28 protein-coding genes are annotated in these 24,028 nt (G+C 66.3%); 15 read left to right on the forward strand and 13 right to left on the reverse strand.

Annotated features, from left to right (window positions below; all coding sequences use genetic code 11):
• Nucleotides 1-9 precede the first annotated feature (9 nt).
• Nucleotides 10-753, reverse strand: a complete 744-nt coding sequence (locus ACQR0W_RS11490) for a tyrosine-protein phosphatase (RefSeq protein ID WP_316186921.1) — start codon at nucleotides 751-753, stop codon at nucleotides 10-12.
• A gap of 258 nt (nucleotides 754-1,011) precedes the next feature.
• Nucleotides 1,012-1,206, reverse strand: a complete 195-nt coding sequence (locus ACQR0W_RS11495; RefSeq protein ID WP_315826819.1) for a DUF2735 domain-containing protein — start codon at nucleotides 1,204-1,206, stop codon at nucleotides 1,012-1,014.
• 543 nt (nucleotides 1,207-1,749) lie between these two features.
• Here ACQR0W_RS11495 and ACQR0W_RS11500 point away from each other — a divergent pair.
• From ACQR0W_RS11500 to ACQR0W_RS11510, 3 genes are all read left to right on the forward strand, one after another.
• On the forward strand, nucleotides 1,750-2,784 hold the full coding sequence (locus ACQR0W_RS11500; RefSeq protein WP_315712320.1) for a glutamine synthetase beta-grasp domain-containing protein: 1,035 nt from the start codon (nucleotides 1,750-1,752) through the stop codon (nucleotides 2,782-2,784).
• A 188-nt stretch (nucleotides 2,785-2,972) separates the two neighbouring features.
• Entirely contained in the window at nucleotides 2,973-3,431 is a 459-nt protein-coding gene (locus ACQR0W_RS11505; RefSeq protein WP_316186922.1) for a hypothetical protein, read from the forward strand.
• Nucleotides 3,432-3,535: 104 nt separating this feature from the next.
• Nucleotides 3,536-5,158: an ABC-F family ATP-binding cassette domain-containing protein gene (locus tag ACQR0W_RS11510; protein ID WP_316235112.1), complete on the forward strand. Its 1,623-nt coding sequence runs from the start codon at nucleotides 3,536-3,538 to the stop codon at nucleotides 5,156-5,158.
• Nucleotides 5,159-5,216: 58 nt separating this feature from the next.
• Here ACQR0W_RS11510 and ACQR0W_RS11515 read toward each other — a convergent pair whose 3' ends face one another.
• The 3 genes from ACQR0W_RS11515 to ACQR0W_RS11525 all read right to left on the reverse strand — a co-directional run bounded on the left by ACQR0W_RS11515 (nucleotide 5,217) and on the right by ACQR0W_RS11525 (nucleotide 7,479).
• Nucleotides 5,217-6,212 carry a DUF3592 domain-containing protein gene (locus ACQR0W_RS11515; protein ID WP_316235111.1) on the reverse strand — a complete coding sequence of 332 codons (996 nt, stop codon included), beginning with the start codon at nucleotides 6,210-6,212 and terminating at the stop codon, nucleotides 5,217-5,219.
• Nucleotides 6,213-6,630: 418 nt separating this feature from the next.
• Nucleotides 6,631-6,876 carry a hypothetical protein gene (locus ACQR0W_RS11520; protein ID WP_315712314.1) on the reverse strand — a complete coding sequence of 82 codons (246 nt, stop codon included), beginning with the start codon at nucleotides 6,874-6,876 and terminating at the stop codon, nucleotides 6,631-6,633.
• 168 nt (nucleotides 6,877-7,044) lie between these two features.
• On the reverse strand, nucleotides 7,045-7,479 hold the full coding sequence (locus ACQR0W_RS11525; protein WP_315751747.1) for a DUF1810 domain-containing protein: 435 nt from the start codon (nucleotides 7,477-7,479) through the stop codon (nucleotides 7,045-7,047).
• A gap of 227 nt (nucleotides 7,480-7,706) precedes the next feature.
• Between ACQR0W_RS11525 and ACQR0W_RS11530 the strand changes: the two genes are divergently transcribed.
• The gene (locus ACQR0W_RS11530) at nucleotides 7,707-8,750 is read left to right on the forward strand and encodes a DUF2778 domain-containing protein (protein ID WP_315712643.1); all 1,044 of its coding nucleotides are present in this window, start codon (nucleotides 7,707-7,709) and stop codon (nucleotides 8,748-8,750) included.
• A 66-nt stretch (nucleotides 8,751-8,816) separates the two neighbouring features.
• Nucleotides 8,817-9,074 (forward strand): hypothetical protein, encoded by a 258-nt coding sequence (locus tag ACQR0W_RS11535; protein WP_315712312.1) that lies wholly within the window; start codon nucleotides 8,817-8,819, stop codon nucleotides 9,072-9,074.
• Nucleotides 9,075-10,470: 1,396 nt separating this feature from the next.
• Here the strand turns inward: ACQR0W_RS11535 and ACQR0W_RS11540 are convergent.
• A complete protein-coding gene (locus tag ACQR0W_RS11540; RefSeq protein WP_315826822.1) occupies nucleotides 10,471-10,929 on the reverse strand; it encodes a hypothetical protein in 459 nt (152 codons plus the stop codon).
• A gap of 363 nt (nucleotides 10,930-11,292) precedes the next feature.
• Here ACQR0W_RS11540 and ACQR0W_RS11545 point away from each other — a divergent pair, with 363 nt between their 5' ends.
• A complete protein-coding gene (locus ACQR0W_RS11545) occupies nucleotides 11,293-11,529 on the forward strand; it encodes a hypothetical protein (protein WP_315712310.1) in 237 nt (78 codons plus the stop codon).
• Between the two features lie 126 nt (nucleotides 11,530-11,655).
• Nucleotides 11,656-12,246, forward strand: coding sequence for an NADPH-dependent FMN reductase (locus ACQR0W_RS11550; protein WP_315712309.1), 591 nt, complete (start codon nucleotides 11,656-11,658; stop codon nucleotides 12,244-12,246).
• A 69-nt stretch (nucleotides 12,247-12,315) separates the two neighbouring features.
• Here ACQR0W_RS11550 and ACQR0W_RS11555 read toward each other — a convergent pair whose 3' ends face one another.
• On the reverse strand, nucleotides 12,316-12,564 hold the full coding sequence (locus tag ACQR0W_RS11555) for a hypothetical protein (protein WP_315712308.1): 249 nt from the start codon (nucleotides 12,562-12,564) through the stop codon (nucleotides 12,316-12,318).
• A gap of 376 nt (nucleotides 12,565-12,940) precedes the next feature.
• Between ACQR0W_RS11555 and ACQR0W_RS11560 the strand changes: the two genes are divergently transcribed.
• The 4 genes from ACQR0W_RS11560 (at nucleotide 12,941) to ACQR0W_RS11575 (ending at nucleotide 17,500) form a co-directional block, all read left to right on the forward strand.
• On the forward strand, nucleotides 12,941-13,828 hold the full coding sequence (locus ACQR0W_RS11560) for a LysR substrate-binding domain-containing protein (RefSeq protein ID WP_315712307.1): 888 nt from the start codon (nucleotides 12,941-12,943) through the stop codon (nucleotides 13,826-13,828).
• Between the two features lie 120 nt (nucleotides 13,829-13,948).
• Nucleotides 13,949-15,238 (forward strand): 4-aminobutyrate--2-oxoglutarate transaminase, encoded by a 1,290-nt coding sequence (gene gabT / locus ACQR0W_RS11565; protein WP_316170431.1) that lies wholly within the window; start codon nucleotides 13,949-13,951, stop codon nucleotides 15,236-15,238.
• 40 nt (nucleotides 15,239-15,278) lie between these two features.
• Nucleotides 15,279-16,577 (forward strand): ArgE/DapE family deacylase, encoded by a 1,299-nt coding sequence (locus tag ACQR0W_RS11570; RefSeq protein WP_316235110.1) that lies wholly within the window; start codon nucleotides 15,279-15,281, stop codon nucleotides 16,575-16,577.
• Nucleotides 16,574-17,500, forward strand: a complete 927-nt coding sequence (locus ACQR0W_RS11575) for a 2-hydroxyacid dehydrogenase (protein WP_316170526.1) — start codon at nucleotides 16,574-16,576, stop codon at nucleotides 17,498-17,500. The genes ACQR0W_RS11570 and ACQR0W_RS11575 overlap by 4 nt, the downstream gene beginning before the upstream one ends.
• A gap of 13 nt (nucleotides 17,501-17,513) precedes the next feature.
• Here ACQR0W_RS11575 and ACQR0W_RS11580 read toward each other — a convergent pair whose 3' ends face one another.
• Together ACQR0W_RS11580 and ACQR0W_RS11585 are read right to left on the reverse strand one after the other, a co-directional pair.
• Complete coding sequence (locus ACQR0W_RS11580; protein ID WP_315712303.1) at nucleotides 17,514-17,897, reverse strand: hypothetical protein; 384 nt, start codon at nucleotides 17,895-17,897, stop codon at nucleotides 17,514-17,516.
• Between the two features lie 145 nt (nucleotides 17,898-18,042).
• Nucleotides 18,043-18,276, reverse strand: coding sequence for a DUF6894 family protein (locus tag ACQR0W_RS11585; RefSeq protein WP_315712301.1), 234 nt, complete (start codon nucleotides 18,274-18,276; stop codon nucleotides 18,043-18,045).
• A gap of 207 nt (nucleotides 18,277-18,483) precedes the next feature.
• Here ACQR0W_RS11585 and ACQR0W_RS11590 point away from each other — a divergent pair, with 207 nt between their 5' ends.
• The 4 genes from ACQR0W_RS11590 to ACQR0W_RS11605 all read left to right on the forward strand — a co-directional run bounded on the left by ACQR0W_RS11590 (nucleotide 18,484) and on the right by ACQR0W_RS11605 (nucleotide 21,328).
• The gene (locus tag ACQR0W_RS11590; RefSeq protein ID WP_315712640.1) at nucleotides 18,484-18,666 is read left to right on the forward strand and encodes a hypothetical protein; all 183 of its coding nucleotides are present in this window, start codon (nucleotides 18,484-18,486) and stop codon (nucleotides 18,664-18,666) included.
• 222 nt (nucleotides 18,667-18,888) lie between these two features.
• Nucleotides 18,889-19,773 (forward strand): hypothetical protein, encoded by an 885-nt coding sequence (locus ACQR0W_RS11595; RefSeq protein WP_316170433.1) that lies wholly within the window; start codon nucleotides 18,889-18,891, stop codon nucleotides 19,771-19,773.
• On the forward strand, nucleotides 19,763-20,152 hold the full coding sequence (locus ACQR0W_RS11600; RefSeq protein ID WP_434840679.1) for a cytochrome C: 390 nt from the start codon (nucleotides 19,763-19,765) through the stop codon (nucleotides 20,150-20,152). The genes ACQR0W_RS11595 and ACQR0W_RS11600 overlap by 11 nt, the downstream gene beginning before the upstream one ends.
• 339 nt (nucleotides 20,153-20,491) lie before the next feature.
• Entirely contained in the window at nucleotides 20,492-21,328 is an 837-nt protein-coding gene (locus ACQR0W_RS11605) for an HD domain-containing protein (protein WP_315712295.1), read from the forward strand.
• A gap of 10 nt (nucleotides 21,329-21,338) precedes the next feature.
• On the opposite strand, the gene ACQR0W_RS11610 is transcribed toward ACQR0W_RS11605, so the two are convergent.
• The 4 genes from ACQR0W_RS11610 to ACQR0W_RS11625 all read right to left on the reverse strand — a co-directional run bounded on the left by ACQR0W_RS11610 (nucleotide 21,339) and on the right by ACQR0W_RS11625 (nucleotide 23,930).
• The gene (locus ACQR0W_RS11610; protein ID WP_315712294.1) at nucleotides 21,339-22,013 is read right to left on the reverse strand and encodes an HAD family hydrolase; all 675 of its coding nucleotides are present in this window, start codon (nucleotides 22,011-22,013) and stop codon (nucleotides 21,339-21,341) included.
• 169 nt (nucleotides 22,014-22,182) lie between these two features.
• Nucleotides 22,183-22,590: a hypothetical protein gene (locus tag ACQR0W_RS11615; RefSeq protein ID WP_315712293.1), complete on the reverse strand. Its 408-nt coding sequence runs from the start codon at nucleotides 22,588-22,590 to the stop codon at nucleotides 22,183-22,185.
• Nucleotides 22,591-22,696: 106 nt separating this feature from the next.
• Nucleotides 22,697-22,903, reverse strand: coding sequence for a hypothetical protein (locus tag ACQR0W_RS11620; protein WP_315712292.1), 207 nt, complete (start codon nucleotides 22,901-22,903; stop codon nucleotides 22,697-22,699).
• Between the two features lie 133 nt (nucleotides 22,904-23,036).
• On the reverse strand, nucleotides 23,037-23,930 hold the full coding sequence (locus tag ACQR0W_RS11625; RefSeq protein ID WP_315751739.1) for a hypothetical protein: 894 nt from the start codon (nucleotides 23,928-23,930) through the stop codon (nucleotides 23,037-23,039).
• Between the last annotated feature and the right edge of the window lie 98 nt (nucleotides 23,931-24,028).

Genomic DNA, 24,028 nt, shown 5'->3' on the forward strand with positions numbered 1-24,028 from the left:
CGCCCAGGCTCACAGCGTGAGATAGCGCTCCTGTAGTGTCTTCCGTGCCGCGCCGTCGATGCCGAGACCGTCGCGCAGGTAGGTGTCGACGTCGCCGAAATCATCACGCATGGCGTCGAACGCAGCTGCCAGGAACGAGGCCTGGACTGTCCCGATCGTCTGGACGACATCAGCGGGAAGATCCGGGTGAGCTGCAGTCTCGCGACGATAGAGCTGGTTCGTGAGCAGGTAATCTTCCAAGATGGCGTCATCCGGAACCTCGAGCGCGTGCAAGACCAGCGCGCAGGCCACACCGGTGCGATCCTTGCCGGCCGTGCAATGGATCACCAACGGGGCGTCCTCATTGAGAACATGCTGGAATAGCGCGCGGAAGCGCGGCGTGTAGCTGCGGACGTAGTTGCGGTAGGACTCGCGCATCAGCTCCAAGGCATGGTCGGTTGTGAGCTGTCCTCGTGTCGCCAGAGCCCGCAGCGCCGGCACCACGCTCGGCTCGATCGGCACGGAATGCACGGTGATCTCGGCGATGGTGCAGAGACCGGCAGCGCGCTCGTGGCGACCGCGGAAATCGAACGCCGTCCGAACGCCAAGCTCCCGCAGGACCGCGACGTCGGGCTCGGTCAGCTGTCCGAGATGGTTCGACCGAAACAGCTGCCGCCATCGCACGTGCCGGCCGTCCCTGCTGGGATATCCGCCGAGATCTCTGAAATTGCTGGCACCGTGAAGGCCGAGATGGCGGAGCGGATGGGCAGACATCAACCCATTCTAGGGGATGCGGGCTTCGATGTGAAACGCCGTTTCATCGACGCGACGCGTATGCGTAGCCTTCGACAGGATAGGGAAGACCATGAAACGGGTCACGACGGCGGCCTGTTTGACCCTGGCACGTCGAGCCCGCCGGCGGCCGTCAGCAGCGGCGAGAGACATGCAGACAGCGGCGCAAGAAAAAGGGCCGGAACCTTGTCGGTCCGACCCTTCAGCAAAGGCGTGCTGGCGTCACGGTACAGTCTGACATCAGCGGTCCCACACCGGCTTGGCTTCCTGGATCGCCTCGTCATGATACCAGCTCGCGCTGTAGATCGTCGGCTGGATCGACGGCGCGATCGGCCGCTCAGGCGACGATCCGGACTGGCGAGGTGCAAGACCCGCTCGCCCTCCGCGCGGAAATTGGTAGATCGTTGCGGATCCCTCGTCCACATTGGTGCCCATTCCTCATTCTCCTTCCGTCGGCCACACATCAGGTTGCGCCCGACTCGTTCCGTTGTGGTTACCAGCGTCGATATCAGTGCTGCCCGGAGGGAATGCAACATGATCAAAACGAAATCACATGTTGCGCGTTTTGCAGGCATTTATGCATGTGCTCCCCCAGCAGCAATGTTCATCTGACCAACACTTGGGCTGGACCAAAGGTTGCGGACAGAGCTCCAACTCTTTTCGAAAATGTCCCGGAACTGCTGACGGCTTGTTCGGCCTCTCTTGCGCGTCGCCGCAAATGCCAAGGAATCAAGCGGGTTTTCGACAAGCTCTCCGCTCCGCCATGCGCTCCGTGCAATCCCGGTCGCGCTGCTTTGCCGCACCCCTGACGTGCAAAACCGGCCGGCAGCTCGGCCCCGATCGGTCTTCGTCCATGCGACGGGACGTCGCGGGACTTGGCACATTCCATGCTTAAGAGTGCGCTGGCCGATCGTGGCCGGGTAAGCGGGGAGCCTTCGATTGCTGGGCTCCCACCTTTCGATAAGACAGAGAGGCTCAATGACGAAATACAAGCTCGAGTACATCTGGCTCGACGGCTACAAGCCGGTGCCGAATTTGCGCGGCAAGACACAGATCAAGGAATTTTCCTCTTTTCCGACCCTGGAACAGCTGCCTCTTTGGGGCTTCGACGGCTCGTCGACGATGCAGGCCGAAGGCCATAGCTCCGACTGCGTGTTGAAGCCGGTCGCCGTGTATCCCGACGCCGCCCGCACCAACGGTGTGCTGGTGATGTGCGAAGTGATGATGCCGGACGGCAAGACCCCGCATCCGTCGAACGCCCGCGCCACCATCCTGGACGATCCAGACGCGTGGTTCGGCTTCGAGCAGGAGTACTTCTTCTACAAGGACGGCCGTCCGCTCGGCTTCCCGGAATACGGCTATCCGGCGCCGCAGGGCCCGTACTACACGGGCGTCGGCTTCAAGAACGTCGGCGACGTCGCCCGCAAGATCGTCGAAGAGCATCTCGACCTCTGCCTCGCGGCCGGCATCAACCACGAAGGCATCAACGCCGAGGTGGCGAAGGGCCAGTGGGAATTCCAGGTGTTCGGCAAGGGCTCGCGCACGGCTGCTGACCAGATGTGGATGGCCCGCTACCTGATGCTGCGCCTGACCGAAAAGTACGGCATCGACATCGAGTTCCACTGCAAGCCGCTCGGCGACACCGACTGGAACGGCTCGGGCATGCACTGCAACTTCTCGACCAAGTACATGCGCGAAGTCGGCGGCAAGGAGTATTTCGAGAAGCTGATGGACGCCTTCAAGGAAGCTCGCGCCGACCACATCGCGGTGTACGGTCCGGACAACCACATGCGCCTGACCGGCAAGCACGAGACCGCCTCGATCGACACCTTCAGCTGGGGTGTGGCCGACCGCGGCGCCTCGATTCGCGTGCCGCATTCCTTCGTGAACAACGCCTATAAGGGCTATCTGGAGGACCGCCGTCCGAACTCCCAGGGCGACCCCTACCAGATCGCGTCTCAGGTCCTGAAAACGATCGCGATGGTTCCGACCGGCGCGAAAGCCGCAGCCTAAGACGCCGACCACAATACCCCGGGGCCGGGGGCTGATATGATGATCCGCCGGAGCAGCCGCTTCGGCGGATCATTCGTTTGGCGGGCTCGAACGATCGGAGGCGGCCATGGCCTTGATCAATCGCAAGTCCGGTTTCGATCGCAGCGGTATGTCTTTCCGTAGCGGTTTGTTTGGAAGCGGGGCATGGAATGAGCTATCGCAAGTGGGTTTCAGGCGTTCTGATCGCCTGTTCGGCCATCTCCCTGGCTGCAGGGCAGTCGCAGTCCAGTGCAGAACAATATCTGCCGCGGCTCGGCGACATCATGAATCTGATTCAGGTCAGACACGCGAAGCTCTGGTTCGCGGGACAGTCCAAGAATTGGGATCTCGCGTCCTATGAGCTCGCCCAGTTGAGGCAGAGCCTGACTGACGCCGCGGTCTTCTATTCGGGCCTGCCGGTGGACAATGTCACCACGCTCGGCCAGCCGATCCAGTCGATCTCGGACGCCATCGCCGCCAAGGATGGCAAGCGTTTCGCTTCCGCCGTGACCGAGCTGACGTCCGGATGCAACGCATGCCACGCGACCATGGATCGGGGCTACGTCGCGATCCGCATTCCGACCGACAAGCCGTTCGGCAACCAGGATTTTCGGCCTCCAGGCCGCTGACCGGCGCGGGGCGGAAGGTGCGGGGAGGGCGCCCAAATTGCGCCTTCCACCGGCGCCGCGCATCGACTAAGAGCGGCGGCAACCTGTCCACCGCCTGAGCCCTCATGATCCGCCTCGATAACGTCAGCAAGCAAGTCGGCCACCAGATTCTCTTCATCGAAGCCTCCGCCGCGCTCCAGCGCGGCGAAAAGATCGGCTTGGTCGGCCCCAACGGGGCCGGCAAGACGACGCTGTTCCGGATGATCTCAGGCCGCGAGCAGCCCGACGAGGGGCAGGTCTCGATCGATCGCGGCGTCTCGATCGGTTATTTCAACCAGGATGTCGGTGAGATGTCCGGCCGCAGCGCGGTGGCGGAGGTGATGGACGGCGCCGGGCCGGTGTCGTCGGTCGCCGCCGAGCTCAAGGAGCTCGAGGCCGCCATGGCCGATCCGGACCGCGCCGACGAGATGGACGACATCATCGCGCGCTATGGCGAGGTGCTGGCGCGGTTCGAGGAGCTCGACGGCTACGCGCTCGACAGCCGCGCCCGCGAGGCGCTGGCCGGCCTCGGCTTCTCCGAGGAGATCATGGACAAGGACGTCGGCCTGTTGTCCGGCGGCTGGAAGATGCGCGTCGCGCTGGCGCGCATCCTCCTGATGCGTCCCGACGTGATGCTGCTCGACGAGCCGTCCAACCATCTCGATCTCGAGAGCCTGATCTGGCTGGAGCATTTCCTCAAGGGCTACGAGGGCGCGCTGCTGATGACCTCGCACGACCGCGAATTCATCAACCGCATCATCAACAAGGTGATCGAGATCGACGCCGGCCAGCTCACGACCTATTCCGGCGACTACGATTTCTATGAGCAGCAGCGGGCGTTGAACGAGAAGCAGCAGCAGGCGCAATATGAGCGCCAGCAGGCGATGCTCGCCAAGGAGATCAAGTTCATCGAGCGTTTCAAGGCGCGGGCCTCGCACGCGGCGCAGGTGCAGAGCCGGGTCAAGAAGCTCGACAAGATCGAGCGGGTCGAGCCGCCGAAGCGGCGCCAGACCGTGGCGTTCGACTTTCTGCCCGCCCCGCGCTCGGGCGAGGATGTGGTAGCGCTGAAGAACGTGTCCAAGAGCTACGGCAGCCGCCGTATCTACGACGGGCTGGACTTCATGATCCGGCGCCGCGAGCGCTGGTGCGTGATGGGCGTCAATGGCGCTGGCAAGTCGACCCTGTTGAAGCTCGTCGCCGGTAGCGCGGAGCCCGATGACGGTTCGGTGACGATCGGCGGCAGCGTCAAGATGGGCTACTTCGCGCAGCATGCGATGGACCTGCTGGACGGCGACGAGACCGTGTTCGAGTCGCTCGAGCATTCGTTCCCGCAAGCCGGTCAAGGCTCGTTGCGGGCACTGGCGGGCTGCTTCGGCTTCTCCGGCGACGACGTCGAGAAAAGATGTCGGGTGCTGTCGGGGGGCGAGAAGGCGCGGCTCGTGATGGCCAAGATGCTCTACGATCCGCCGAACTTCCTGGTGCTGGACGAGCCGACCAACCATCTGGACATGGCGACCAAGGAGATGCTGATCGCGGCCCTGTCGAACTTCGAGGGCACCATGCTGTTCGTCTCGCACGATCGTCATTTCCTCGCCGCGCTCTCCAACCGCGTGCTCGAGCTGACGCCCGACGGCCTGCATCAGTATGGCGGCGGCTACACCGAGTATGTCGCGCGCAGCGGCCACGAAGCGCCGGGCCTGCGCGGCTGACGACGCGGCCATACTCGTCGTTCGTGCTCTGCTTGCGCTTTGTTCGCATCATCCCCGGCTAGCTCATCTGGACGTGGGTGAAGACGAACAGGAACAGCGCGCCGATCGCGATCAGGAAGATGCCGGCCCAGAGCGGCGCCGCCACGCCGCTCTTATTTGTGGGATCGAGCACGGCCGTCTCGGGTTGTAGCGGATCGTAGTAGACGGTGACGTCGGTGTTGACCGGGTATTTGGCGGCTACGGCTTCAGCGCTCGACCTGTCGGAATGCAGCGCGGTCCAGCCCCAGTTCCAATGCGTGCTGTGGAAAGAGCGACCATCCACCGTGTAGCTGTATTCGATCGTGACCCGGAAGCGCTCCTCTTCCGTTTCTCGTCCGCGATCGTCCTCACGTCGTGTGATCTCCATCGTCACGCCGGAGCGCGTGATGCGTCCCGGCGTAGTCGGCCAGGAGCGGCTCGCCAGGCGCTCCTGCCGCAGCTTCCAGTAGGAGGCGAGTGCGACGGCTCCGAAGCCGAACAGGGCGAACGGCATCAGGAAGGCGAACAGCGGCACGCCAGCCTCGGTCGTGAGCACCTTGCCGGCGAGCGAATGCGCCACCAACACGGCGGTCACGGCCGACAGCACGACGAACAGCGCCACAAGCGCCGCCGTGCCGCTGGCATTGGTAGGCTCGAGCACCGATTGCGAGGGGCGTTTCGGATCATAATAAACGCGGACCTTCGCGCCTTGCGGATATTTGCCGGTGAGCTCGTCGGCTTGCAGGCGCGTGACGCGGCTCGGGCTGCCGAAACGGATGCGGCGACCTTCGTAGCTCTTGCCCAACACCTCGTAGCGGTAGCGGATGTCAGGCTTGGCATCGGTGTCATCTGCCGACCGATGCGTCGCCGCGACAGACACCGCCGAGGCCACGATCTCCCCCTCGACGACCGGCCAGGCGCGGCCGCCGCTGGTCTTCTTGCGCTGAAGCCAGAGTCCGTAGCCGGAATTGAGGGCGAGAAAGCCGAAGATGCCGGCGGCGACACGGGTCCAGAGCAGGGCGGATGCGGTGAGCATGTTGATCTCGCATGGGCCCGCCAGGGCGGGCGACATGCAGTGGTGTCCTGCGGGTTTCCCTCGGTTCAACAGTGTGCCGGTCCTCCTCAGCTCTCCACCATCTCGCCCATCGAGTTCTTCGACGGTCCGCAGGGCCCGCTGAGCGATTACGTCCAAGTTGAAGCCAATCCGGCCTACGCCCTGCATGCGGGCATCCCGAACGTGATCGGGAAGAAAGTCCGCGAGATGGTGCCGGCCGAGGGCTGGGTCGAGCTCTATGGCGGCGTGCTGCGCCCTGCTGACCAAGCCGTTCGACATCGAGGCGCTCGCCGCCCGCGTCGTCGCTTGCCGATACGCTTCGCGCTGATGGAGCCCGCTGGCATGGCCTTGCCCCGCCAAGCATCATGGCGGGGCGCCAGTGTCGTCAGCCGCCAGCGCGTCAGCCGCCGGCCTCGCACTTCTTCATGAAGCTGGTCTTGGCCGCGCCGGCGAGCTTCTTGCCGTCGGAGCCGACCGCCTTGGTTTCGCAGGTCTCGGCCATGCACTTCTTCATGAACGAGGTCTTGGCGGCGCCGGCCAGCGCCTTGCCGTCCTTGCCCACGGCCTTGGTCTCACAGCTGTCTTGGGCGAAGGCAGATCCGGCGGCGAAGGTCGCGAGCGCGGCAATCAGGAAAAACTTCTTCATGAGTGTGTCTCCTTGGGACAAACAACGCGGCGGATGGGACCCGCAAATCTTGGCGCGATCAAGTTTCCTTTTCGGGCTTGGCACCCGAAATCCGGCCGCAGGGCAGAGTTGGTTCATTACCGTGTCAGCCCTATGAGGCCGAGATGCGCATCTGCGGTAACCGTGTGCTCATGCGGTGCTGTGCTGCAGAAACGCGAGCGTCGCCGGGTCGCGCGCACCGTCGCAATAGCGATCGAGCGCCTGCGCGAAGATCCCGTTCGGGCTGATCGAATCGAACAGCGTCATGCATGAGCGGAATTTGGCATCGTCCGGAACACCCAGAATGTCGCGCAGCGACTTGCCCTGCACCGCGAGCACCAGTCGGGTGCATTCGACGAGCCGCGGGCCGAGCAGGGGATGCGCCAGATAGGCCTCGGCCTCGGCGCGGGAGCGGATCGCGTAGCGCTGCGCCATGGCGGACCTGCCGAGCCCCTCGACCTGGGGAAAGATGAACCACATCCAGTGGCTTTGCTTGGCACCGGCCGCAAGTTCGGCGGTCACGCGCGAATAAATCGAATCCTGTGCGTCGGCAAATCGGCCGAGATCATCCCATTCGGCGTTCATACATTCCTCCAACCGGCTGATTCATCGATATAATCGGCTTTCTGGGACGGTCGCGGCGCAGCCCGTGCGAGGCTTGGGCGTCGGCTCACGCCGGATCACTCCGGGCTGGCGTTTGTCTAGATTATGCCGCACTCTTGCCATCCTATGTCATGACGGGTCGAATCGTACCCCTTGGGGTCGGTCACCTTTCCCGGGTGGTCCGAAAAGGGGGGTATATCGGGGACGTGATGGCTTCCAGTGAAGCAAGCGTAGACGTTCTGTTGTCGCAAGGCCGCTTCGGGCGCTCCGAAGCGATCGCACTCGTGCTTGCAGCACTTGCGGTCGCAGCGGGCGCGGCCGCATGGGTCGGAGCCAACAGCGATGAGACGTCGCTTGCGAGCGCGGCGATTCCGGCCGCCGCCGCGCCGTCCATGACCTTCGAAACACGTTTCGCGCCGGCCTCCGCCTCGGCCACGGCCTATTCGGAAAAAGACGCGGTTCGCGCGCTCGACCGTTTCGCCCTTCGCGGCGCGATCGACCGCCAATTGCTCGATGCCCGGGCCGCGCTGGTGAAGGGCATGGAAGCGCGTGATCCGGGCGCACGCGACCCCAGCAACAGCGATTGGCGGCCGATGTTGACGGAGGGAAATACCGTCACGATGCCTGCACCGGGCGTGCCGCTGCCGCGCCCGCGCCCGTCCGTCGCCAACCTGCCGACCAGCCTGGTTTCGGCCAGTGCGCCTGAAGCGGTCGGACGCGTCGACGATCGCTCCATCCTGCAGAAGCTGTCCGACCTGTTGCCGAGCCCGACCAAGTTCGCCTCGCTCGGTCCGGATAGCGGCATCGTCCGATCCGGAATCGATCTCGGTGCGCTCGGCTATGACAAGACCGCCGTGTACGACATCAAGGCCAAGATGGTGTATCTGCCGTCCGGCATCGGGCTCGAGGCCCATTCCGGCATGGGCAGCCTGCGCGACGACCCCGAGCACGTCAATCAGCGCATGGTTGGCGCGACCCCGCCCGCCACCTATGACCTGAAGCCGCGCGAAAAGCCGTTTCACGGCGTTCGCGCCCTGCGCATGAACGTGGTGGAAGGATCGACCCTCGGCCGGAGCGGATTGCTGACCCACCCCTATATGCTGGGTCCGGAGGGTGATTCGAACGGCTGCGTCTCGATCAAGAATTACGATCGCTTCCTGAAGGCGTATGATGACGGCGAGTTCAACCGACTCGTTGTCGTCGTCGGGCTCGAGGCTGGCACCCCGACGCGGACCGCGCAAAAGACCGAGTGACGTTTTGTTGCTGGGCCTCGGCGCGACCTCGGCGGTGACGCCCGTCGCATCTTCCGGAAGGTCCCCATGATTGATCCCGCAAACTCGGAAACGCGTCTGCGTACTACCTTCAACATCAAGGTGAACGGCAAGCCGGTCGTGATTTCGACGGTCGGGCAGGCCCATCAGTTCCTCACCAGCCTCAACGCAGTCGAGTGGATGGAGTTCAAGTCGCTGCACGACCAGGCCATGGCCGCGCTGCAGGCCGCGGCCGACAACGCCATCATGACAGTGCAGGCCACCAACGCCGTGCGCACGCTGTTCGTGAGCGCGAAGCTGTTGTGAGACTGGATCATCCCCCAGGGCACCCGCGGCCTCTGGCTCGTGTTGATGCCTGCTTTACATTCGGTGTCATCGCCCGGCTTGCCGCCTCCGCTAAAGCTGCGGCGCGCCCTGGCGCTCGTTGCCGCGTCGAAGCCCATCGGGCGAAGACGGGACCGGGCGACCCAGTACGCCGCCGCAGTCGTGATTGATCGAGAGGCCGCGGCGTAGTGGATGTCCCGCCGGAGCCTGTCCTCGGGCTCGCCGAAGGCGAGACCCGGGGGCGGGGCATGACGGCGGTGGGTGGCGCCACGGTCTCTCAACATCGTCATGCCGGGGGCGCGCGCATGCGCGAGCCCGGCATCCATAACCACGAGCGGGCGTGTCGGGCAGGTGTGTCGCTCCAGCGTGCTCCATCAGTTCTGCTGCAGCGTATGGATTCCGGGCTCGCGCTCCGCGCGCCCCGGAATGACACCGAGCGATTTGAAGCACCGTCCTGCGAAGTCTCATTCACGCACGCCCTCGCGTTCTCGCCGCGCTGATGCGCCCGAGTGATCCATCCGTCTTGCCATCCGCACAGCAGAGGGCGCGGGGAATGCCGGGCTGCTGGCCGCAACCCATGGCCCGCCTGCAGAAAAAAAGCAGGCGGCAGTCACCACAGGTTCAGCCGACAACCGGCATTCCCCGCGCGATGATCTTAACGGCTGCTTCGCGCGCTCCCCGGTGCGCCGGGCGTTCTGGTCACCGTGCACGACAACGCGCTTTGGGCGCGCCACCGTGGGGGCATCAGCGTCGGGATGCCAGGACCACGCGACTTGACCGTACGCGACGTCAGCGTTCGTCGGCGCAAAGATGCGCTGCGCTGCCATCGCGTCCACCGCTCCTCCCGCTCCACGTCCGTGACGACCGCGAACCGCCCCTCCTGCGAGCGGGAGATGGCGCGACAAAAGCACTGAATTAGATTTAGGAAAAGCAGAATATTTTTGGCGGCGGGACTGGACAGGCCAAATCAGCTTGATGGGCCTGCGGAAAATCGTTTCCGCGCGCACCGCCGTTGCTGCCGATTCAGGCCCTGGAGGTGACGCCGCGAGATGGAAATGCGCCTTGATTTGCCCGACGGGCAGATGGTCGCTTCGTTCCGATGATCGTTGTTCGACCGAGAGCCGCGGGGCGAACATGTTTGTTAGTCGCCCGGCGCACGCTGATCGCGCGAGGAAGCGACGACAGGCCGAAGCACGCTCGATCCGCGCCACGCGAAACGACCGGGGATGGTCTTCGCCTGCATGCCGCGGTGCACGCGCTGGGCCGTCCAACATCATTGCACGGGAATGGATCGGCGAGGCCCAGGCCGGGCTGCCGCTGGAGCTGTTCTACGAAGGCGGCGAGTGACTCTCGCTGATGCTGCGGCGCGGCCGCAGCGTCAGTCGGCCATCTCGGCGGCGTCGAGCGCGATCTCCTCGCGCTCGGCCTTCTCGGCCGTCGCAGCGTTGGCGGTCTCGGCCGTTTCGAAATCGTCCTCGGCGATCTCCTGGACAGGTGCCTCCTGGACCTCGGCCGTCTCGACCTGCTCGGCGGCGAGTTCGGCCGCCACGACGGCCTCCGGCCCGGCGTCGTCATTGGCCGGCGTCGCGAACAGGTTGGGGGCGGGAATGGTGGTGGGCACCACCGGCCGCTGCTTGGCCTTGTACCAGGACGAAAACTTCTGCGAGATGCCAGCTTCGAACTCGGCGAGCGGCATGCTGTTGCCGTCCTCGTCGGTGATGACGACCTGCCAGCCTTCCGCCTCCATCACCTGTGCGTTGGCGAGAACGATGAGGGCGCTTTCGCGCTGCTTGCGGATTGTCTGCTGCTCCCGCTCAGCCACCATCGTGTACGCCATGAACCTGACTCCCACACCTGAACTCGGGACACGTGATGGTCCGAAGCACCATCAGGACGCCGCCACTACGCCGTGAGAGTGTGAGCGCGGCTGGGCCGGATTGCGTTCGTCTAATGACAATTTGGCGGCGTCTCACGGGGTCCGACAGCGCAAAAGGAGTCGAAGATGCAACAGGCCGCAAAATTGTGGTGCAGGAACGAGAGCGCTTGTTGAAGGCGCGCCGCGACGTGTCATCATTTGATTCTGCGGCGGCAACTGCTTCGCGACATCAGCGAAAGCAGCGGGTGAACCGGACAAACAGCGGGCGAATTGGGGACGGCGATGCGAACTCATCTGTTCAGGATGCGGAATTGGAATGTGGCGATGGCAGGGCTTGCGCTGGCGATGGTCGCCAGCCCGCGCGCGGGCCATGCCTTCACGGAGGACGACCAGCGGCGGCTGTGCACGGGCGACGTGTTCCGGCTGTGCTCGTCGGAGATTCCCGATCGCGACCGCATCATTGCCTGCATGATGAAGCAGCGCGCCAGCCTCAGCGACGGCTGCCGCAGCGTGTTCGGCCGGCCATCCGAGCGCTCCGCTTCGGCCACGGTGACGCGCTGAGCCTGCCTCGTCTCGTTTCTGCAACCACGCGCCGCGTCCATCGATCTGCGGCGTGACCATAATGACCTCCATGACATGACGGCGTGGTAGTCTGGCGCGGATCGTCCGGCCAGGAGTTGACCCGCCATGAGCTTCCGCATCCTCGTCCTCTACGGCTCCTATCGCTCCGACCGGATGGGCATCCGGCTCGCGCAATTCGTCGTGGACGGGTTGCGCGCCAAGGACCAGGACGTCGAGCTGATCGACGCCAAGGCGGTCGGCCTGCCGATGCTCGACCGCATGTACAAGGAATATCCGTCCGGCCAGGCGCCAGCGGCCATGGCCAAGCTTGCGGCCAAGATCCGTGCCGCCGACGGCTTCGTGTTCGTCACCGGCGAATATAACTGGGGCATGCAGCCGGGACTGAAGAACCTCACCGACCACTTTCTCGAGGAATGGTTCTGGCGTCCGGCGGCGATCGCGAGCTATTCCGCCGGCCGGCTCTCCGGGGCCCGGGCCGCCACTGCGTGGCACGGCACGTTGTCGGAGATGGGCATGGTGGTGGTGTCGAGCACGCTTGCCGTCGGCCCGATCGGTCAGGCGCTGTCCGCCGACGGCAGGCCGACCGGCGATTCCGGCCAGTCGCTGGAACGCGCGTTTCCGCGTTTTGCCGACGATCTCTTGTGGTGGGTCGAGGCGGGCAGGGAGCAGCGGGCGCGCCGGGCGCCACCTTACTGAGCGCGGGCATCAGTGCGGGCCGGAGCGCAAGCGCTCCGGCTCTTGCGCCAAGTCCGCGAACCAGGTCCGCTAACGTTGTTCGGCGCTGCCGGTCCCGTTGGTGACCGCGCGCTGACGCGCCGGGGCGCTTGCGCCCTGGCCCTGACAGGGCCGCTCCATCCAGGTTCCGTCGGGGGCCTGCTGGTAGGCGCGGCACGGCAGGGACGACGTGGTCTGATCATCCGGCTTGGGCGTCTGGGAGCTTTTCGCCAGTGCGGGGGCGGCCGTCGCGACGAGGGCTGCCAGCGAACCGACGTAGATCATTTGGCTGATCCGCATCTTGGGGGTTCTCCTGCTCGAAGCACTCCCGATTCAAAGTCGAATTGTGGAAACTTTTAGGCAAATGGCGCCTGCCATGGCGGGAGGCTTAAGGATCGTTTGCGACGTGGCCTGCCTCGTTAAGACGTCCGCGGAGGTCCAGGCCGCGCGCGTGGCTTTCTCTGGGCTGGCATTGCGCCAATGCTGACGCTAAGAGCGGCATGACGCGCGAAAGCGCCCTCGTGACCGCGATGCGGCGCTCCGCCCGGAACGCCTTGTGCGGACAACGGACGCCGCCATGGCAGCCGGCGCTCCGACATCAGCCGCGCGATCACGGATCGCGGCGGTTCCGCTTCAGGGCGGGAGGGAGATCGCGCAGGCTGAGAACTGTGCGAGCATGACGAGACCCCGATTGCCCTCCCTGATCGCGCTGCGTGCCTTCGAGGCCGTCGGCCGCAAGGGCAGCGTGCGCGCCGCCGGCGACGAGCTCGCGGTCAGCCACACCGTGGTCTCGCGCCATCTGCAAAATCTGCAGCGCAGCCTGGGCGTGGCGCTGGTGCGGGCGGAGGGGCGGGGCCTCGCGCTGACCGAGGCCGGACGTCAGTTTCATGCCGAGGTCAGCCAGGCCTTCGACATCATCGCCCGCGCGACAATCTCGGTGCGGCCCGTGGCGCGTCCGACCCTGAACATCTGGTGCATTCCGGGCCTCGCGAATCGCCGCCTGCTGGCGCGGCTGCCCGAGCTGAGCGGCCCGCCGCGCAACTGGGACATCAATCTGCAGCCGACGCTGGCGCACCCCGATTTGCAGCGCGGCGAAGCGGATGCGGAGATCGTCTATGCCGAAGCGGTCGACCGGAGCGGCGGCCTGGTCGCTGAGGAGCTGGTGCGCCCACGCGTATTCCCGGTCGCAAGCCCGGCCTATCTGGCAAGGTTTCCGGCGATCGCGACACTCCCGGGCCTCGCCAGGGCCTCGCTGATCCACGAGGAATCCACCGCGCAATGGGAACAATGGTTCGAGCTGGCGGGGTATCGGGAGCCGGTCACGTTGCGCGGTCAGCGGCTGTGGCACGCGCATCTCGCCATCGAGGCGGCCCGCTTCGGCCAGGGCGTCGCGCTCGCCAACGAGGTGTTGGTCGCCGATGATCTGCGCAGCGGTGCGCTGGTCGAGGTGATCCCCTCGGCACTCCACATGGGAGCCTATCAGCTCGTCGCGCTGCGGGAGCGCTGGGACGAGCCCGCGATCGTCGCGCTGCGGGCTTGGCTGAAGAATGTGCTCGCCGCGTAGCTGCGCGCTCGTCCCGCTGGGTCCGGTGCATTGCAGGCACCTGTCGTCGGGAACAAGCTGATTGATCGCGACGGCTCTCGGCGTAGCCTGCGGCTCGATTTTCCCACGAGGAGTTGAGCCATGGTTGCGAATTCGGCTACGAACGAAGACCTGCTGGCGCGACGACACGAGGCCGTCGTCCGGGGCGTGAGCTATGCGACGCCGCTGTTTGCTGACCGCGCCCTCAACAGCGAGGTGTGGGACGTCGAGGGTAAGCGCTATGTCGACTTTGCCGGCGGCATCGCGGTGCTCAACACCGGCCACTGCCATCCGCATGTCGTTGCCGCGATCCGGGCGCAGCTCGACCGCTTCACCCACACCTGCTTCCAGGTGCTGCAATACGAGCCGTATGTGCGGCTGAGCGAGCGGCTCAACGCGCTGGCGCCGATTTCGGGGCCGGCCAAGTCGATCCTGCTGACGACCGGCGCGGAGGCGACCGAGAACGCCATCAAGATCGCGCGCGCGGCCACGGGGCGCAGCGGCATCATCGCCTTCACCGGCGCGTTCCACGGCCGCACCGCGCTCGCCAATGCGATGACCGGCAAGGTGATGCCGTACAAGAAGCATTTCGGGCCGCCGCTGCCAGGCGTCTGGCACGCGCCGTTCCCGATCTCCGGCAGCAACGTGACGGTCGAGGATACGCTGTCCTACATCAACTTCATCTTCAAGGCCGACATCGACGCCTCGCAGGTCGCGGCCATCATCATCGAGCCGGTGCAGGGCGAGGGCGGCTTCCACCAGGCGCCGCCGGACCTGATGCGCGGCCTGCGCCGCATCTGCGACAGCAATGGCATCGTGCTGATCGCCGACGAGGTGCAGACCGGCTTCGGCCGAACCGGCAAGATGTTCGCGATGGAGCACTACGACGTGCAGCCGGACCTGATCTGCGTCGCCAAGAGTCTCGCCGGCGGCATGCCGCTGTCCGGCGTGATCGGACGTGCCGCGATCATGGACGCCGCGGAGCCGGGCGGCCTCGGCGGCACCTATGGCGGCAATCCGCTGGCCTGCGCGGCGGCGCTCGCCGTGCTCGACGTGTTCGAGCAGGAGAAGCTGCTCGACCGCGCCAATGCGATCGGCGAGCGGCTGCGCGCGGCGATCGAGCGCTTCTCGCGCGCCAACAACCTGGTTCCGGTTTCCGGGCCGCGCGGTCCTGGCGCGATGGTTGCTTTCGATATCCTGAAGCAGCGCGGCAGCGACGAGCCGGATTCCGAAATGACCAAGCGCGTGACCCGCGTGGCGCACGAGAATGGCCTGATCCTGTTGTCCTGCGGTGTCACCGCGAGCACCATTCGCATCCTGGTGCCGCTGACCGCCTCGGACGAGATCGTGGACGAAGGGCTCGCGATCCTGGAGAAGTGCCTGGCCGCCTGACGCGCGGCCGAGATGAACGGGAAGGCTGGAGGTTTGAAACGTGACTGACGCTGCGGCGGCTGTGCCGAATGACGTGATGGAGCGGCTCGCCGCCGCTGTCGATGCCAACTTCGCCAGGCAGGTCGCCTTCCTGCAGCAGCTCGTGCAGTTCCGCAGCCTGCGTGGCGAGGAGGCGCCGGTGCAGGACTGGCTGGCTCGCGAGTTCGCGGCCCGCGGCTATCAGGTCGACCGCTTCAGCCTCGAGGACGTCGACCTGATGCGCCATCCCAAGGCGGCGCCGATGGACAGCATCGCGCTCGACGGCTCGCAGCAGGTGGTGGCGACGCTCGACGGTGCGGGCAAGGGCCGCAGCCTGATCCTGCAGGGCCACATCGACGTCGTGCCGGAAGGGCCGACCGATCTCTGGAGCGATCCGCCCTATGAGGGGATCGTGCGCGACGGCTGGATGATCGGCCGCGGCGCGCAGGACATGAAGGCCGGCGTCTCCGCGATGATCTTCGCGCTCGACGCGATCAAGGCCGCCGGCTTCGTGTCGGACGGACGCATTCACCTGGAGACCGTGACCGAGGAGGAGAGCACCGGCAACGGTGCGCTCTCGACCTTGATGCGCGGCTACACGGCGGATGCCTGCCTGATCCCGGAGCCGACCGGCCACACGCTGACCCGCGCGCAGGTCGGCGCGATCTGGTTCCGGCTGCGCGTCCGCGGCACGCCGGTACACGTTGCCTATGCCGAGACCGGCACCAATGCGATCCTCTCGGCGATGCACCTGATCCGCGCCTTCCAGGAGCACACCCAAGAGATCAACGTACGCGCCAAGTCGAACGCATGGTTCGCGTCGGTGAAGGACCCGATCAAGTTCAACGTCGGCATCATCAAGGGCGGCGATTGGGCGAGCTCGACGCCGGCGTGGTGCGATCTCGATTGCCGGCTGGGCGTGCTGCCGGGCGAGACGCCGGCGCAGGCCATGGCCGGCATCGAGCAGTGTCTCGCGAAGGCGCAGGCCGCAGACAGCTTCCTGTCGGAGAATCCGGTCGAGCTGGTGTGGAGCGGCTTCCAGGCCGATCCTGCGGCGTGCGAGCCCGGCAGCGCCGCGGAGGCCGCGCTCGCCGAGGTACATGCGCGCGTGTTCGAGCAGCCGCTCGACGTGCGGCTCTCTACGGCGGTCAACGACACCCGCTACTATCAGGTCGACTATGGCATCCCGGCGCTGTGCTACGGGCCCTATGGCATCGGTCCGCACGCGTTCGACGAGCGCGTCGATCTCGACAGCGTGCGCAAGACGACGCTGTCGATCGCGATGTTCGTCGCGCAATGGTGCGGACTGCGGCCGGCATGATCACGGTCGCGCTCCTCAGCCGTCCCGGACTGATGGATCCGATGCAGGCGCTGCTCGCGCGCGAGCTGCCGGGCGTGACCGTCGCGTCATGGCCGGAGTCGGCGGCACACGACGCCGACCTTGCCGTGTGCTGGAAGCCGGAGCCCGGCGCGCTGGCGGCGATGCCGAAGCTGAAGCTGATCCATTCGATCGCAGCGGGCGTCGACAACATCCTGTCCGATCCGACCGTGCCGGACGTGCCGCTGTGCCGGATCGTCGATCCCGATATCTCCGCGGCCATGACCGAGTTCGTGCTGTGGGGGACGCTGTATTTCCACCGCGATTTCGATCGCGTCGTCAGCAATGCGCGCAACGGCGGGTGGCGGCGTTACGAGCAGCGCGCCGCGAAGGACCGCCGGGTCGGCATTCTCGGTCTCGGCGAGCTCGGCTCCGCGGCCGCGATCCGTCTCGTCGATCTGGGCTTCGGGGTGAGCGCGTGGTCGCGCTCGCCCAAGGCGCTCGCCGGTGTGCGGACCTATGGCGGCGCCGATGCGCTCGACGCCTTCCTCGGCGAGACGGAGATCCTGATCTGCTTGCTGCCGCTGACGGCCTCGACCGTGGGCCTGCTCGATGCCGGGCGCCTGGGCCGCCTGCCCAAGGGGGCCGCGCTGATCCTGTGCAGCCGCGGCGAGCACCTGGTGACGGAGGATATGGTCGCGCTGCTCCGCAGCGGCCATCTGCGCGGCGCCGTGCTCGACGTCTTCGCGCATGAGCCGTTGCCCGCGGACGATGCGCTGTGGCGCGAGCCGGGCGTGCTGGTGACGCCGCACATGGCGGCGATCGCCTCCTGGGAGGTGATCGCGCAGCAGGTCGCGGAAAATGCGCGGCGGTTGCTGCGCGGAGAGACGTTGCGGAACGTCGTCGATCGCGCCCGCGGCTACTGATTTACCAGCGTGTCTACTCGAGTGTCTGTACCGGCGGCGCGACCGGGCCGCGCGGCGCCGGCGGAGCGACAGCGACGGTCCGTGCAGGCGGGGGTGCGCTGCGCGGCGCGGCCTGCGGCTGCTGCTGAGACTCGGTCATCGCAGCCTGGCTGTCCCTGACCGGACGCCGAACCTGCTGCGACCGGGCTGCACGCGAGCGGCGGAAGCCCCAGGAGCGCGCGATCGAAGGACCTGCGGTATAGCCGACGACGGCGCCGGCAACGGCCCCGACCGGTCCAAATACGACGGCGCCCGACAAGGCGCCCAGTGCGGCATCGCCGCCGCGGTGCTCGTCGGCCATCGCCGCCGATGCCGTCAATGTCAGCGCCAAGGCCGCGGCCGTCAGCAGTCTGGTCATGAGATGTCCCCTCCGTCGCAACAGCGCCGAAATGGCGGACAAATGTGGCGAGAAGAATGCGAGGAGCGGAACTTGTAAGGAAGCCGGTAACCCTAATGCGGACACAATGTCTCAGCGCCGGGGAGGGCGCAGTGCGCAGCTCCGTTCAATGCATCGGGCCGAGCACCGACGTGAATGGCATGGCGATGATTTCCTCGCCGAGATCGTCGGAAATGTGCAGCACCCAGTCGCGCCAATCCTCCTCGCTCTCGGACGAGATCAGCGACTGCATGACGCGCTCGGCGTGATCACAGGCCTCGGCGAGATCGATGACCGCGGTTCCACGCCGATCGACGAGGAACTCATCGGGATTGGAGCAGTGGAAGAAGACCTGCGTCATGTCCGTCTCCTCAATCGCCCTCCGGCGAATCTCAGTCAGAAGTAACAGCGTGGCGGCGCGCGCGAAATCGGATTGATCACGTAAGGTAAATTACGGGGCGCAGTCTGGGCCGGTGGAACCGGACGTGCAGTGATCCAGCTCACGGAACGCATCGGCGCAGAGGAAGTTGTCGCGAACCATTCGATCCGGCGACAGGAGCTCGACATGATGTCTGAAGTCCAGATCCACGCGATCGCCCGGCAGATGCTCGAGATGCACGGCGCCTCGGCCGTCGCGCAGGCTGCGCAGAAGGCGCAGCAATGCGAAGCCAGTGGCGAGGCCGAGGAGGCCCGCGAATGGCGCCACATCGCGGACGCCATGAGGATGATGCGCGGTCCGCATCAGAGCTGACATCGGATTCCATTTTACCGAATATCGCCGCGCGGTCCGTCGGATCCGCCGACTCTGCTCCGCACCAGCCGGCGGTGGATACGTTCGGTCAAGGGGAACGTGTGCCGCATCTCATCCTAGTTTCCGACCCATTTTCCACGCAAGAATCGGGCAACATGATTCGGCAGTGGATTCGCCGCTGACCAACGTTGCCGGCGCGCCCGCCGTCCAGGGATTATTGCCATGGTCTTCTTCAAGCGCGAGCTGAGCCCCGTCGAGATCTTCGAGCGTGCGCTGAAGGACAAGCAGGCCGCGCGGCAGCGGCTGACGGACCGTCTCCGCGTGGCCGAGGCGGCGCTGGACGAGAAGCGCGTCGCCGCGGAGCGGCTCGCCAAGGCCGGCGCCAGCAACGGGCAGCTCGATCGTGCCGAATCCAAGATGCAGGCCGTCGAGCAGAAGGCCAAGGCGCTGCGCGCATCCGTCGCCGAGTGCGACGAGCAGATCATCCTGGCGGAGCGCGCCTTCGCCGACGCGGTGGCGCAGCGCGACCGCGACCGCGCCGCCAACGACATCGAGGCCGTCGCCACCGCCATCGAGCAGGCGGTTCCTCGCTTCGAAATCGGTGCGGCGGCGCTCGTCGATGCGGTCACGCGCGGCCGCGCGGCGCTGAGCGAGGCCAGCCGTTTCGCGTCCGATGTCGACGACATCCGCCGCGAGGTGCTCTCCGCCGCGGAGCTGATCTGCTGGGAGCTGCGCGCCGCCGCAAGCCGCACGCGGGCCGGCAACATCAACGTGGCCCTGCTGGCGCCGCCCGAGACGCGGCAACTGCCCGCGCCCGAGACCGACCGTCAGATGATCTATACGCTGAGCCCGCTGACCTGGCGCGAGGGCGAGGAGGTGAAGCGCGTCGCCGCGTTCACCATGACGGCGCTGCCCAAGGCCCTGCTGCCGCTGGCGCTGGCGCATCAGCACGTCGACTATCTCAACGCGCGCCGGGTCCAGACGCTGATGCACGTCCATGGCGGCGGACAGCAGCAGAGCGAGCCGATGCCCGACGATCCGGCGCTGGTCGATCTCGATGCGCTGGGTGCGCAGGCCGAGGAAAGCCCGCAGGCTGATGTCGCCTGAGCGCGTCCACGCGCGCAGGCGCGCCGGAGCGCGGCTGAAGCTCGTTGGATCGGCCGTGCTGCTGCTGATTGTCATCAGCGCTGCACGGGCGGAAAATCTCGATGCCGGCAAACCCGCTGCGCGGCTGTTTGCGGACAGCTGCGCCACCTGTCATCGCTCGGCACGTGGGCTCGCCAAGGGGCGCTTTCGCCTGACGCTCTATCTGTTCCTGCAGAAGCACTACACCAGCAGCGACGCCGCCGCGTCGGCCTTGAGCACCTATCTGCAGTCGGTCGATGCGCCGGCAGCCGCGCCGGCCCGCCGTCCCCCTTCGCGGCGCCCGGCCCATCGTGGTGAGACACGACCGCCGCGGCCGCCGCTGCCGGTGCGGGGACGTTAGCGATCGCCTGCACGTCGCGCTCCGCCTCTCTCGTCACGTGAGGTGAACGGGCCGCGGCGATCGAATTTGAGCTGCTCAGGTGCAGCCGCTCGGCCCGCAGTTTTCCGGTGTGTGCCCGTCCGGGTGTGGCCGATATCCTCGACCTGGGCTATGCTCGTCGGCCAAGGTGCTCGACGCCCCCGGGAGGCCGATCTCGCGCGTGTCCGTGCGAAGCTGGCCGTCCCGAGCCGGATCATCGTGACGTCTCAGTCGTGCCACGAGCCGCGTTATCGTGATTGTGTTTTCGGGCGTTATGTCTTTTGACGTTGTGTTTGGGCTGTCTGAGGCGGGGCAGCGGCGATGATGACCTTACCGGAGCTCGCGGCAGCGGCGTTGGAGCGTTTCCTCAGCTCCTATATGCGACGCCGTTTCGGATCGTCTCATACCCAGTTGACGGAGATGCTTCCGGCAGCTGCGCGCATTGCGCTGGAATGCATCGGCAACAGCGATGCGCTGTATCACAACGTCGAGCACACCTTGCTGGTGACGTTGGCCGGCCACGAGATCCTGCGCGGCCGTGCGCTGCACAGCCACATGACGGCGGACGACTACGTCCACGTCATCCTGGCCTGCCTGCTTCACGACATCGGCTATGTCCGCGGCTTGTTCAGGGAAGACGATGTCAATGGCTTCGTCGTCGATCGCGGCGGCCGCAAGATCTGCCTGCCGCGCGGCTCCTCCGATGCCAGCCTGATGCCGTATCACGTCGACCGCTCGAAGCTGTACGTGATCAACCGCATCGAAGGCATGGCGCCGCTGGACAAGGACCGCATCGCCCGCGCCATCGAGGGCACGCGCTTTCCGCCGCTCGCCGGCCAGCAGTTCGACGAGGAGCAGTCGATCGTGCGCGCCGCCGACCTGATCGGCCAGCTCGGCGACCCCAACTACATCCGCAAGGCCAACGCGCTGTATCACGAGTTCGAGGAGGTCGGCATCAACCGGCAGCTCGGCTATGAGTCACCGGCCGACATCGTCAATCGTTATCCGCAGTTTTATTGGAACAGCGTCGCCCCGCACATCCAGACCGAGATCCGCTATCTCAACATGACATCGACGGGGCGCCAGTGGATCGCCAACCTCTATGCCAACGTGTTCCGCGCCGAACGCGACATCTCGCTGTCGGGCCCGCAGAGCTGACTGGCTGGAGTCAACGCCGGCCCCCGACCTCGTCGATGTGGTCGAGCAGGTCGGCCGGGTCCTCGTAGACGCGGATGGCGCCGGACTGGCGCAATTCCTCCGAGCCATAGCCACCACTCAACAGGCCGACGCCGAGCGCCCGGCAGCGGGTTGCGGCAAGCATGTCCCAGATGCTGTCGCCGATCACGACCGCGCGCTCGATCGGCGCGTCGAGGCGGGCGGCGGCCGCGAGAAACAGGTCGGGATCAGGCTTGGCGTAGCGGACCTCGTCGCGGGTCACGACGGCGCTGGTCTTGGGATCGACGCCGAGCGCGGCGAGATTGACGGCCGCCGTTTCCATTCTGCCGCTGGTCGCGATCGCCCAGGGGATGCCGGCATCGGTCAGGAAACCCAGCAGCTCGCGGGCGCCGGGCAGGGGCCGGACCTGGCCTCCGAGCTTCTGATAGGCCGCCGCATGCGCTTTCCGCAGCCGCTCGATCCGCTCGGGCTCGATGGCAAAACCGGTCTCGCGCAGCAGCTGGTTGGTGAACAGGCCGCCGCTCATGCCGATCTTGCGGTGGATGCGCCAGACCGAGAGCTCGATGTTCTCGGCATCCAGCGCCGTCTTCCAGGCGAGCACGTGCTGATAGACGCTGTCGACCAGCGTGCCGTCGAGGTCGAACAGGAAGGCGGTTTCGATGCGCATGGCTCGCTCCGGGCTGGATGTCTGCTGCGTAGCAGCTCAAGGCCAAGCGGCAGCGGCCATCCGGGTTCCTGCCCGCCGCCGGGCTGTGCCGTGCCCGCTATGGCTGTGCGCAGACCGACGAGCCGTGCGGTCTTTCCACTCCGTCGGTAGCCCCGAGGCCGCTCCGGGGTCAGCCCTTGGGACGGATGAAGCCGGCCAGCGTCTTCTTCTGCTCCTCGCACCAGTTCGTCATGCCGAGGCGGCGCTGATCCATGTCGATGGCCTGCGTGGCGACGGCCACCTCCGCCATCAGATCGTCGTCCTGCTTCTCGCCCATCTTGCCGCCGGTGTGCATGTAGGCGATCGCCTTGCGCACCTTCTCGGTCGTGCCGTCAGGCATCTTCATGTCCTGCGCCTTCTGGACCAGATCCTGATAGACGACATCGACGCCGGGACATTCGACCTTGGTGGCGAACGCCTCCAGTACCATGGTCGTATACATGTGGCGTGGCTCGGCGCTGCCCGGTGTCAGGGCCGCCAGCAATGCCGCGATGGTCAATGCCGCAAGGGTTGACGTGTAAAGCAGACCGTTTCGCATTCTCTGGCTACCTCCCGCTTGTTTTCGGCGAGGCTAGCCTGTGGGCGAAGCGCGGGCAACAACGAGCGCAGTGCAGCACGCGCGAATTGATCGAAGGGGTCGCCGGCTATTTGTTCAGCCGCCGCTCCTGCTCCTTGAGCAGAACGTCGAGCTCCTCGCTCTGCTGCGCGAGGCGGTCGGCGTTGCGCTCCTCGTCCGCGGCACCCGACTGCGAGGCGGCCTGCTCGGTGATCTGGCGGATGTTGTCGCGCAGGATCGCGATGCGGTCTGCGAGGTCGGAGGCGGACAGGACGGTCGGATCGGTCAGGCTCATGAACCCCTCGGGGATGCGCATTGTCAGGCGCAGTTCCTTAGCTCGGAAAGCCGCGTCGCCACAAGTGGATCGACGACATCGATCACCGCCGCGCCGATCGGCGCGGACCAGCGCGGGCGCCTGTGCGGATCCTTCAGCGCACCGGCATTGGCGGGCGCACCACGGGCTGATCCGGATCGACCGGCGCCGACGGCAGCGGCATCGGGGCGGGCGGCGGAGGGGCCATGCTGGTTGCGGCCGGCGGCGGCATGCGCGGCCGGTGCGGTGCTGCCGCACCAGGCTGTGCCGGGGTCACGGCCGCCGTTGCAGGGCGCGCGGCCGGGCGCGGCCGGATCGTCTGCTCGATGGCGCGCGGATCGAACGACCGTGCTTCCGCGGTCCGCTCGCTCGGCCGCTCGGCGGGCCTGTCGCTGGACTTGGCCTCGGCGACCCGCGCCATGTCGCGGACCATCTGCTCCTGCCCGGCCTTCAGCTGTGCGAGGCTCGTCTTCAGCTCGCCGATCTGCTGGCTCAAGGCAGCGAGGTCGTGGGCCATCGATTGCAGCAACTGCGCCTGCTCCTGCGAGGTCGCGCCAACCGCGCTCGTTGCGTGCTCCTGCACCTCGGCCGGCGCTTCTGCGGCCGCCTGCTGGGGCGCGGTCGCGGCTGGCTGTGCCGCGGCATCCTTGTCGGCGTTCGAAGCCAGCGAGATCCGCGGCATCCAATGCGCGATCATCTCCTGGGCCTGGTCTCCATAGCTCTGCCAGGCGGCTGCGGCGACGGCGCTGCCGACCGCGAACAGCACCGCCAGAATGGTGCGCACGGCCCAGGTGGCGAACGTGCTGCGCTCTCCGGTGACCGCGAAGTCGCTGGTCGCCTGCGTCCTGTAGTCAGGGTCGATCTTCGGCGAGGGCACGTCCGGTGGCCGTTGCGAGCTGCGCCTGTCCGCTTCGGCGGCAGTGCGATCGGCGCGGGCCGCCAGCACGATCTCGGGATCGATCACGGCATGAGGCTGCTGATCGCCGTCCTTGGTCGTCGTTGCAAGCATTGACGCTCCGTCCTCCGTTGTCGTCCGCCTCGCAGGCGGCGCTCGGCTCTGTTCCGATGCGTCGTCCTACCAACGCCTCGTGCACCCACGCTTCGCGT

The organism is Bradyrhizobium sp. HKCCYLRH1034 (assembly GCF_051168375.1).
GTDB lineage: Bacteria > Pseudomonadota > Alphaproteobacteria > Rhizobiales > Xanthobacteraceae > Bradyrhizobium.

What these genes read in the sequence shown, in the direction of transcription:
- ACQR0W_RS11540 (WP_315826822.1), bottom strand. Translation starts at nt 10,929, where the DNA reads ATGGCGTACACGATGGTGGCTGAGCGGGAGCAGCAGACAATCCGCAAG.
- ACQR0W_RS11620 (WP_315712292.1), bottom strand. Translation starts at nt 22,903, where the DNA reads ATGAGCCTGACCGATCCGACCGTCCTGTCCGCCTCCGACCTCGCAGAC.
- ACQR0W_RS11490 (WP_316186921.1), bottom strand. Translation starts at nt 753, where the DNA reads ATGTCTGCCCATCCGCTCCGCCATCTCGGCCTTCACGGTGCCAGCAAT.
- ACQR0W_RS11500 (WP_315712320.1), top strand. Translation starts at nt 1,750, where the DNA reads ATGACGAAATACAAGCTCGAGTACATCTGGCTCGACGGCTACAAGCCG.
- ACQR0W_RS11560 (WP_315712307.1), top strand. Translation starts at nt 12,941, where the DNA reads ATGACGAGACCCCGATTGCCCTCCCTGATCGCGCTGCGTGCCTTCGAG.
- ACQR0W_RS11535 (WP_315712312.1), top strand. Translation starts at nt 8,817, where the DNA reads ATGATTGATCCCGCAAACTCGGAAACGCGTCTGCGTACTACCTTCAAC.
- ACQR0W_RS11595 (WP_316170433.1), top strand. Translation starts at nt 18,889, where the DNA reads ATGGTCTTCTTCAAGCGCGAGCTGAGCCCCGTCGAGATCTTCGAGCGT.
- ACQR0W_RS11510 (WP_316235112.1), top strand. Translation starts at nt 3,536, where the DNA reads ATGATCCGCCTCGATAACGTCAGCAAGCAAGTCGGCCACCAGATTCTC.
- ACQR0W_RS11590 (WP_315712640.1), top strand. Translation starts at nt 18,484, where the DNA reads ATGTCTGAAGTCCAGATCCACGCGATCGCCCGGCAGATGCTCGAGATG.
- ACQR0W_RS11495 (WP_315826819.1), bottom strand. Translation starts at nt 1,206, where the DNA reads ATGGGCACCAATGTGGACGAGGGATCCGCAACGATCTACCAATTTCCG.
- ACQR0W_RS11625 (WP_315751739.1), bottom strand. Translation starts at nt 23,930, where the DNA reads ATGCTTGCAACGACGACCAAGGACGGCGATCAGCAGCCTCATGCCGTG.
- ACQR0W_RS11575 (WP_316170526.1), top strand. Translation starts at nt 16,574, where the DNA reads ATGATCACGGTCGCGCTCCTCAGCCGTCCCGGACTGATGGATCCGATG.
- ACQR0W_RS11615 (WP_315712293.1), bottom strand. Translation starts at nt 22,590, where the DNA reads ATGCGAAACGGTCTGCTTTACACGTCAACCCTTGCGGCATTGACCATC.
- ACQR0W_RS11555 (WP_315712308.1), bottom strand. Translation starts at nt 12,564, where the DNA reads ATGCGGATCAGCCAAATGATCTACGTCGGTTCGCTGGCAGCCCTCGTC.
- ACQR0W_RS11545 (WP_315712310.1), top strand. Translation starts at nt 11,293, where the DNA reads ATGGCAGGGCTTGCGCTGGCGATGGTCGCCAGCCCGCGCGCGGGCCAT.
- ACQR0W_RS11580 (WP_315712303.1), bottom strand. Translation starts at nt 17,897, where the DNA reads ATGACCAGACTGCTGACGGCCGCGGCCTTGGCGCTGACATTGACGGCA.
- ACQR0W_RS11585 (WP_315712301.1), bottom strand. Translation starts at nt 18,276, where the DNA reads ATGACGCAGGTCTTCTTCCACTGCTCCAATCCCGATGAGTTCCTCGTC.
- ACQR0W_RS11610 (WP_315712294.1), bottom strand. Translation starts at nt 22,013, where the DNA reads ATGCGCATCGAAACCGCCTTCCTGTTCGACCTCGACGGCACGCTGGTC.
- ACQR0W_RS11520 (WP_315712314.1), bottom strand. Translation starts at nt 6,876, where the DNA reads ATGAAGAAGTTTTTCCTGATTGCCGCGCTCGCGACCTTCGCCGCCGGA.
- ACQR0W_RS11515 (WP_316235111.1), bottom strand. Translation starts at nt 6,212, where the DNA reads ATGCTCACCGCATCCGCCCTGCTCTGGACCCGTGTCGCCGCCGGCATC.
- ACQR0W_RS11505 (WP_316186922.1), top strand. Translation starts at nt 2,973, where the DNA reads ATGAGCTATCGCAAGTGGGTTTCAGGCGTTCTGATCGCCTGTTCGGCC.
- ACQR0W_RS11550 (WP_315712309.1), top strand. Translation starts at nt 11,656, where the DNA reads ATGAGCTTCCGCATCCTCGTCCTCTACGGCTCCTATCGCTCCGACCGG.
- gabT (WP_316170431.1), top strand. Translation starts at nt 13,949, where the DNA reads ATGGTTGCGAATTCGGCTACGAACGAAGACCTGCTGGCGCGACGACAC.
- ACQR0W_RS11530 (WP_315712643.1), top strand. Translation starts at nt 7,707, where the DNA reads ATGGCTTCCAGTGAAGCAAGCGTAGACGTTCTGTTGTCGCAAGGCCGC.
- ACQR0W_RS11525 (WP_315751747.1), bottom strand. Translation starts at nt 7,479, where the DNA reads ATGAACGCCGAATGGGATGATCTCGGCCGATTTGCCGACGCACAGGAT.
- ACQR0W_RS11605 (WP_315712295.1), top strand. Translation starts at nt 20,492, where the DNA reads ATGATGACCTTACCGGAGCTCGCGGCAGCGGCGTTGGAGCGTTTCCTC.
- ACQR0W_RS11600 (WP_434840679.1), top strand. Translation starts at nt 19,763, where the DNA reads ATGTCGCCTGAGCGCGTCCACGCGCGCAGGCGCGCCGGAGCGCGGCTG.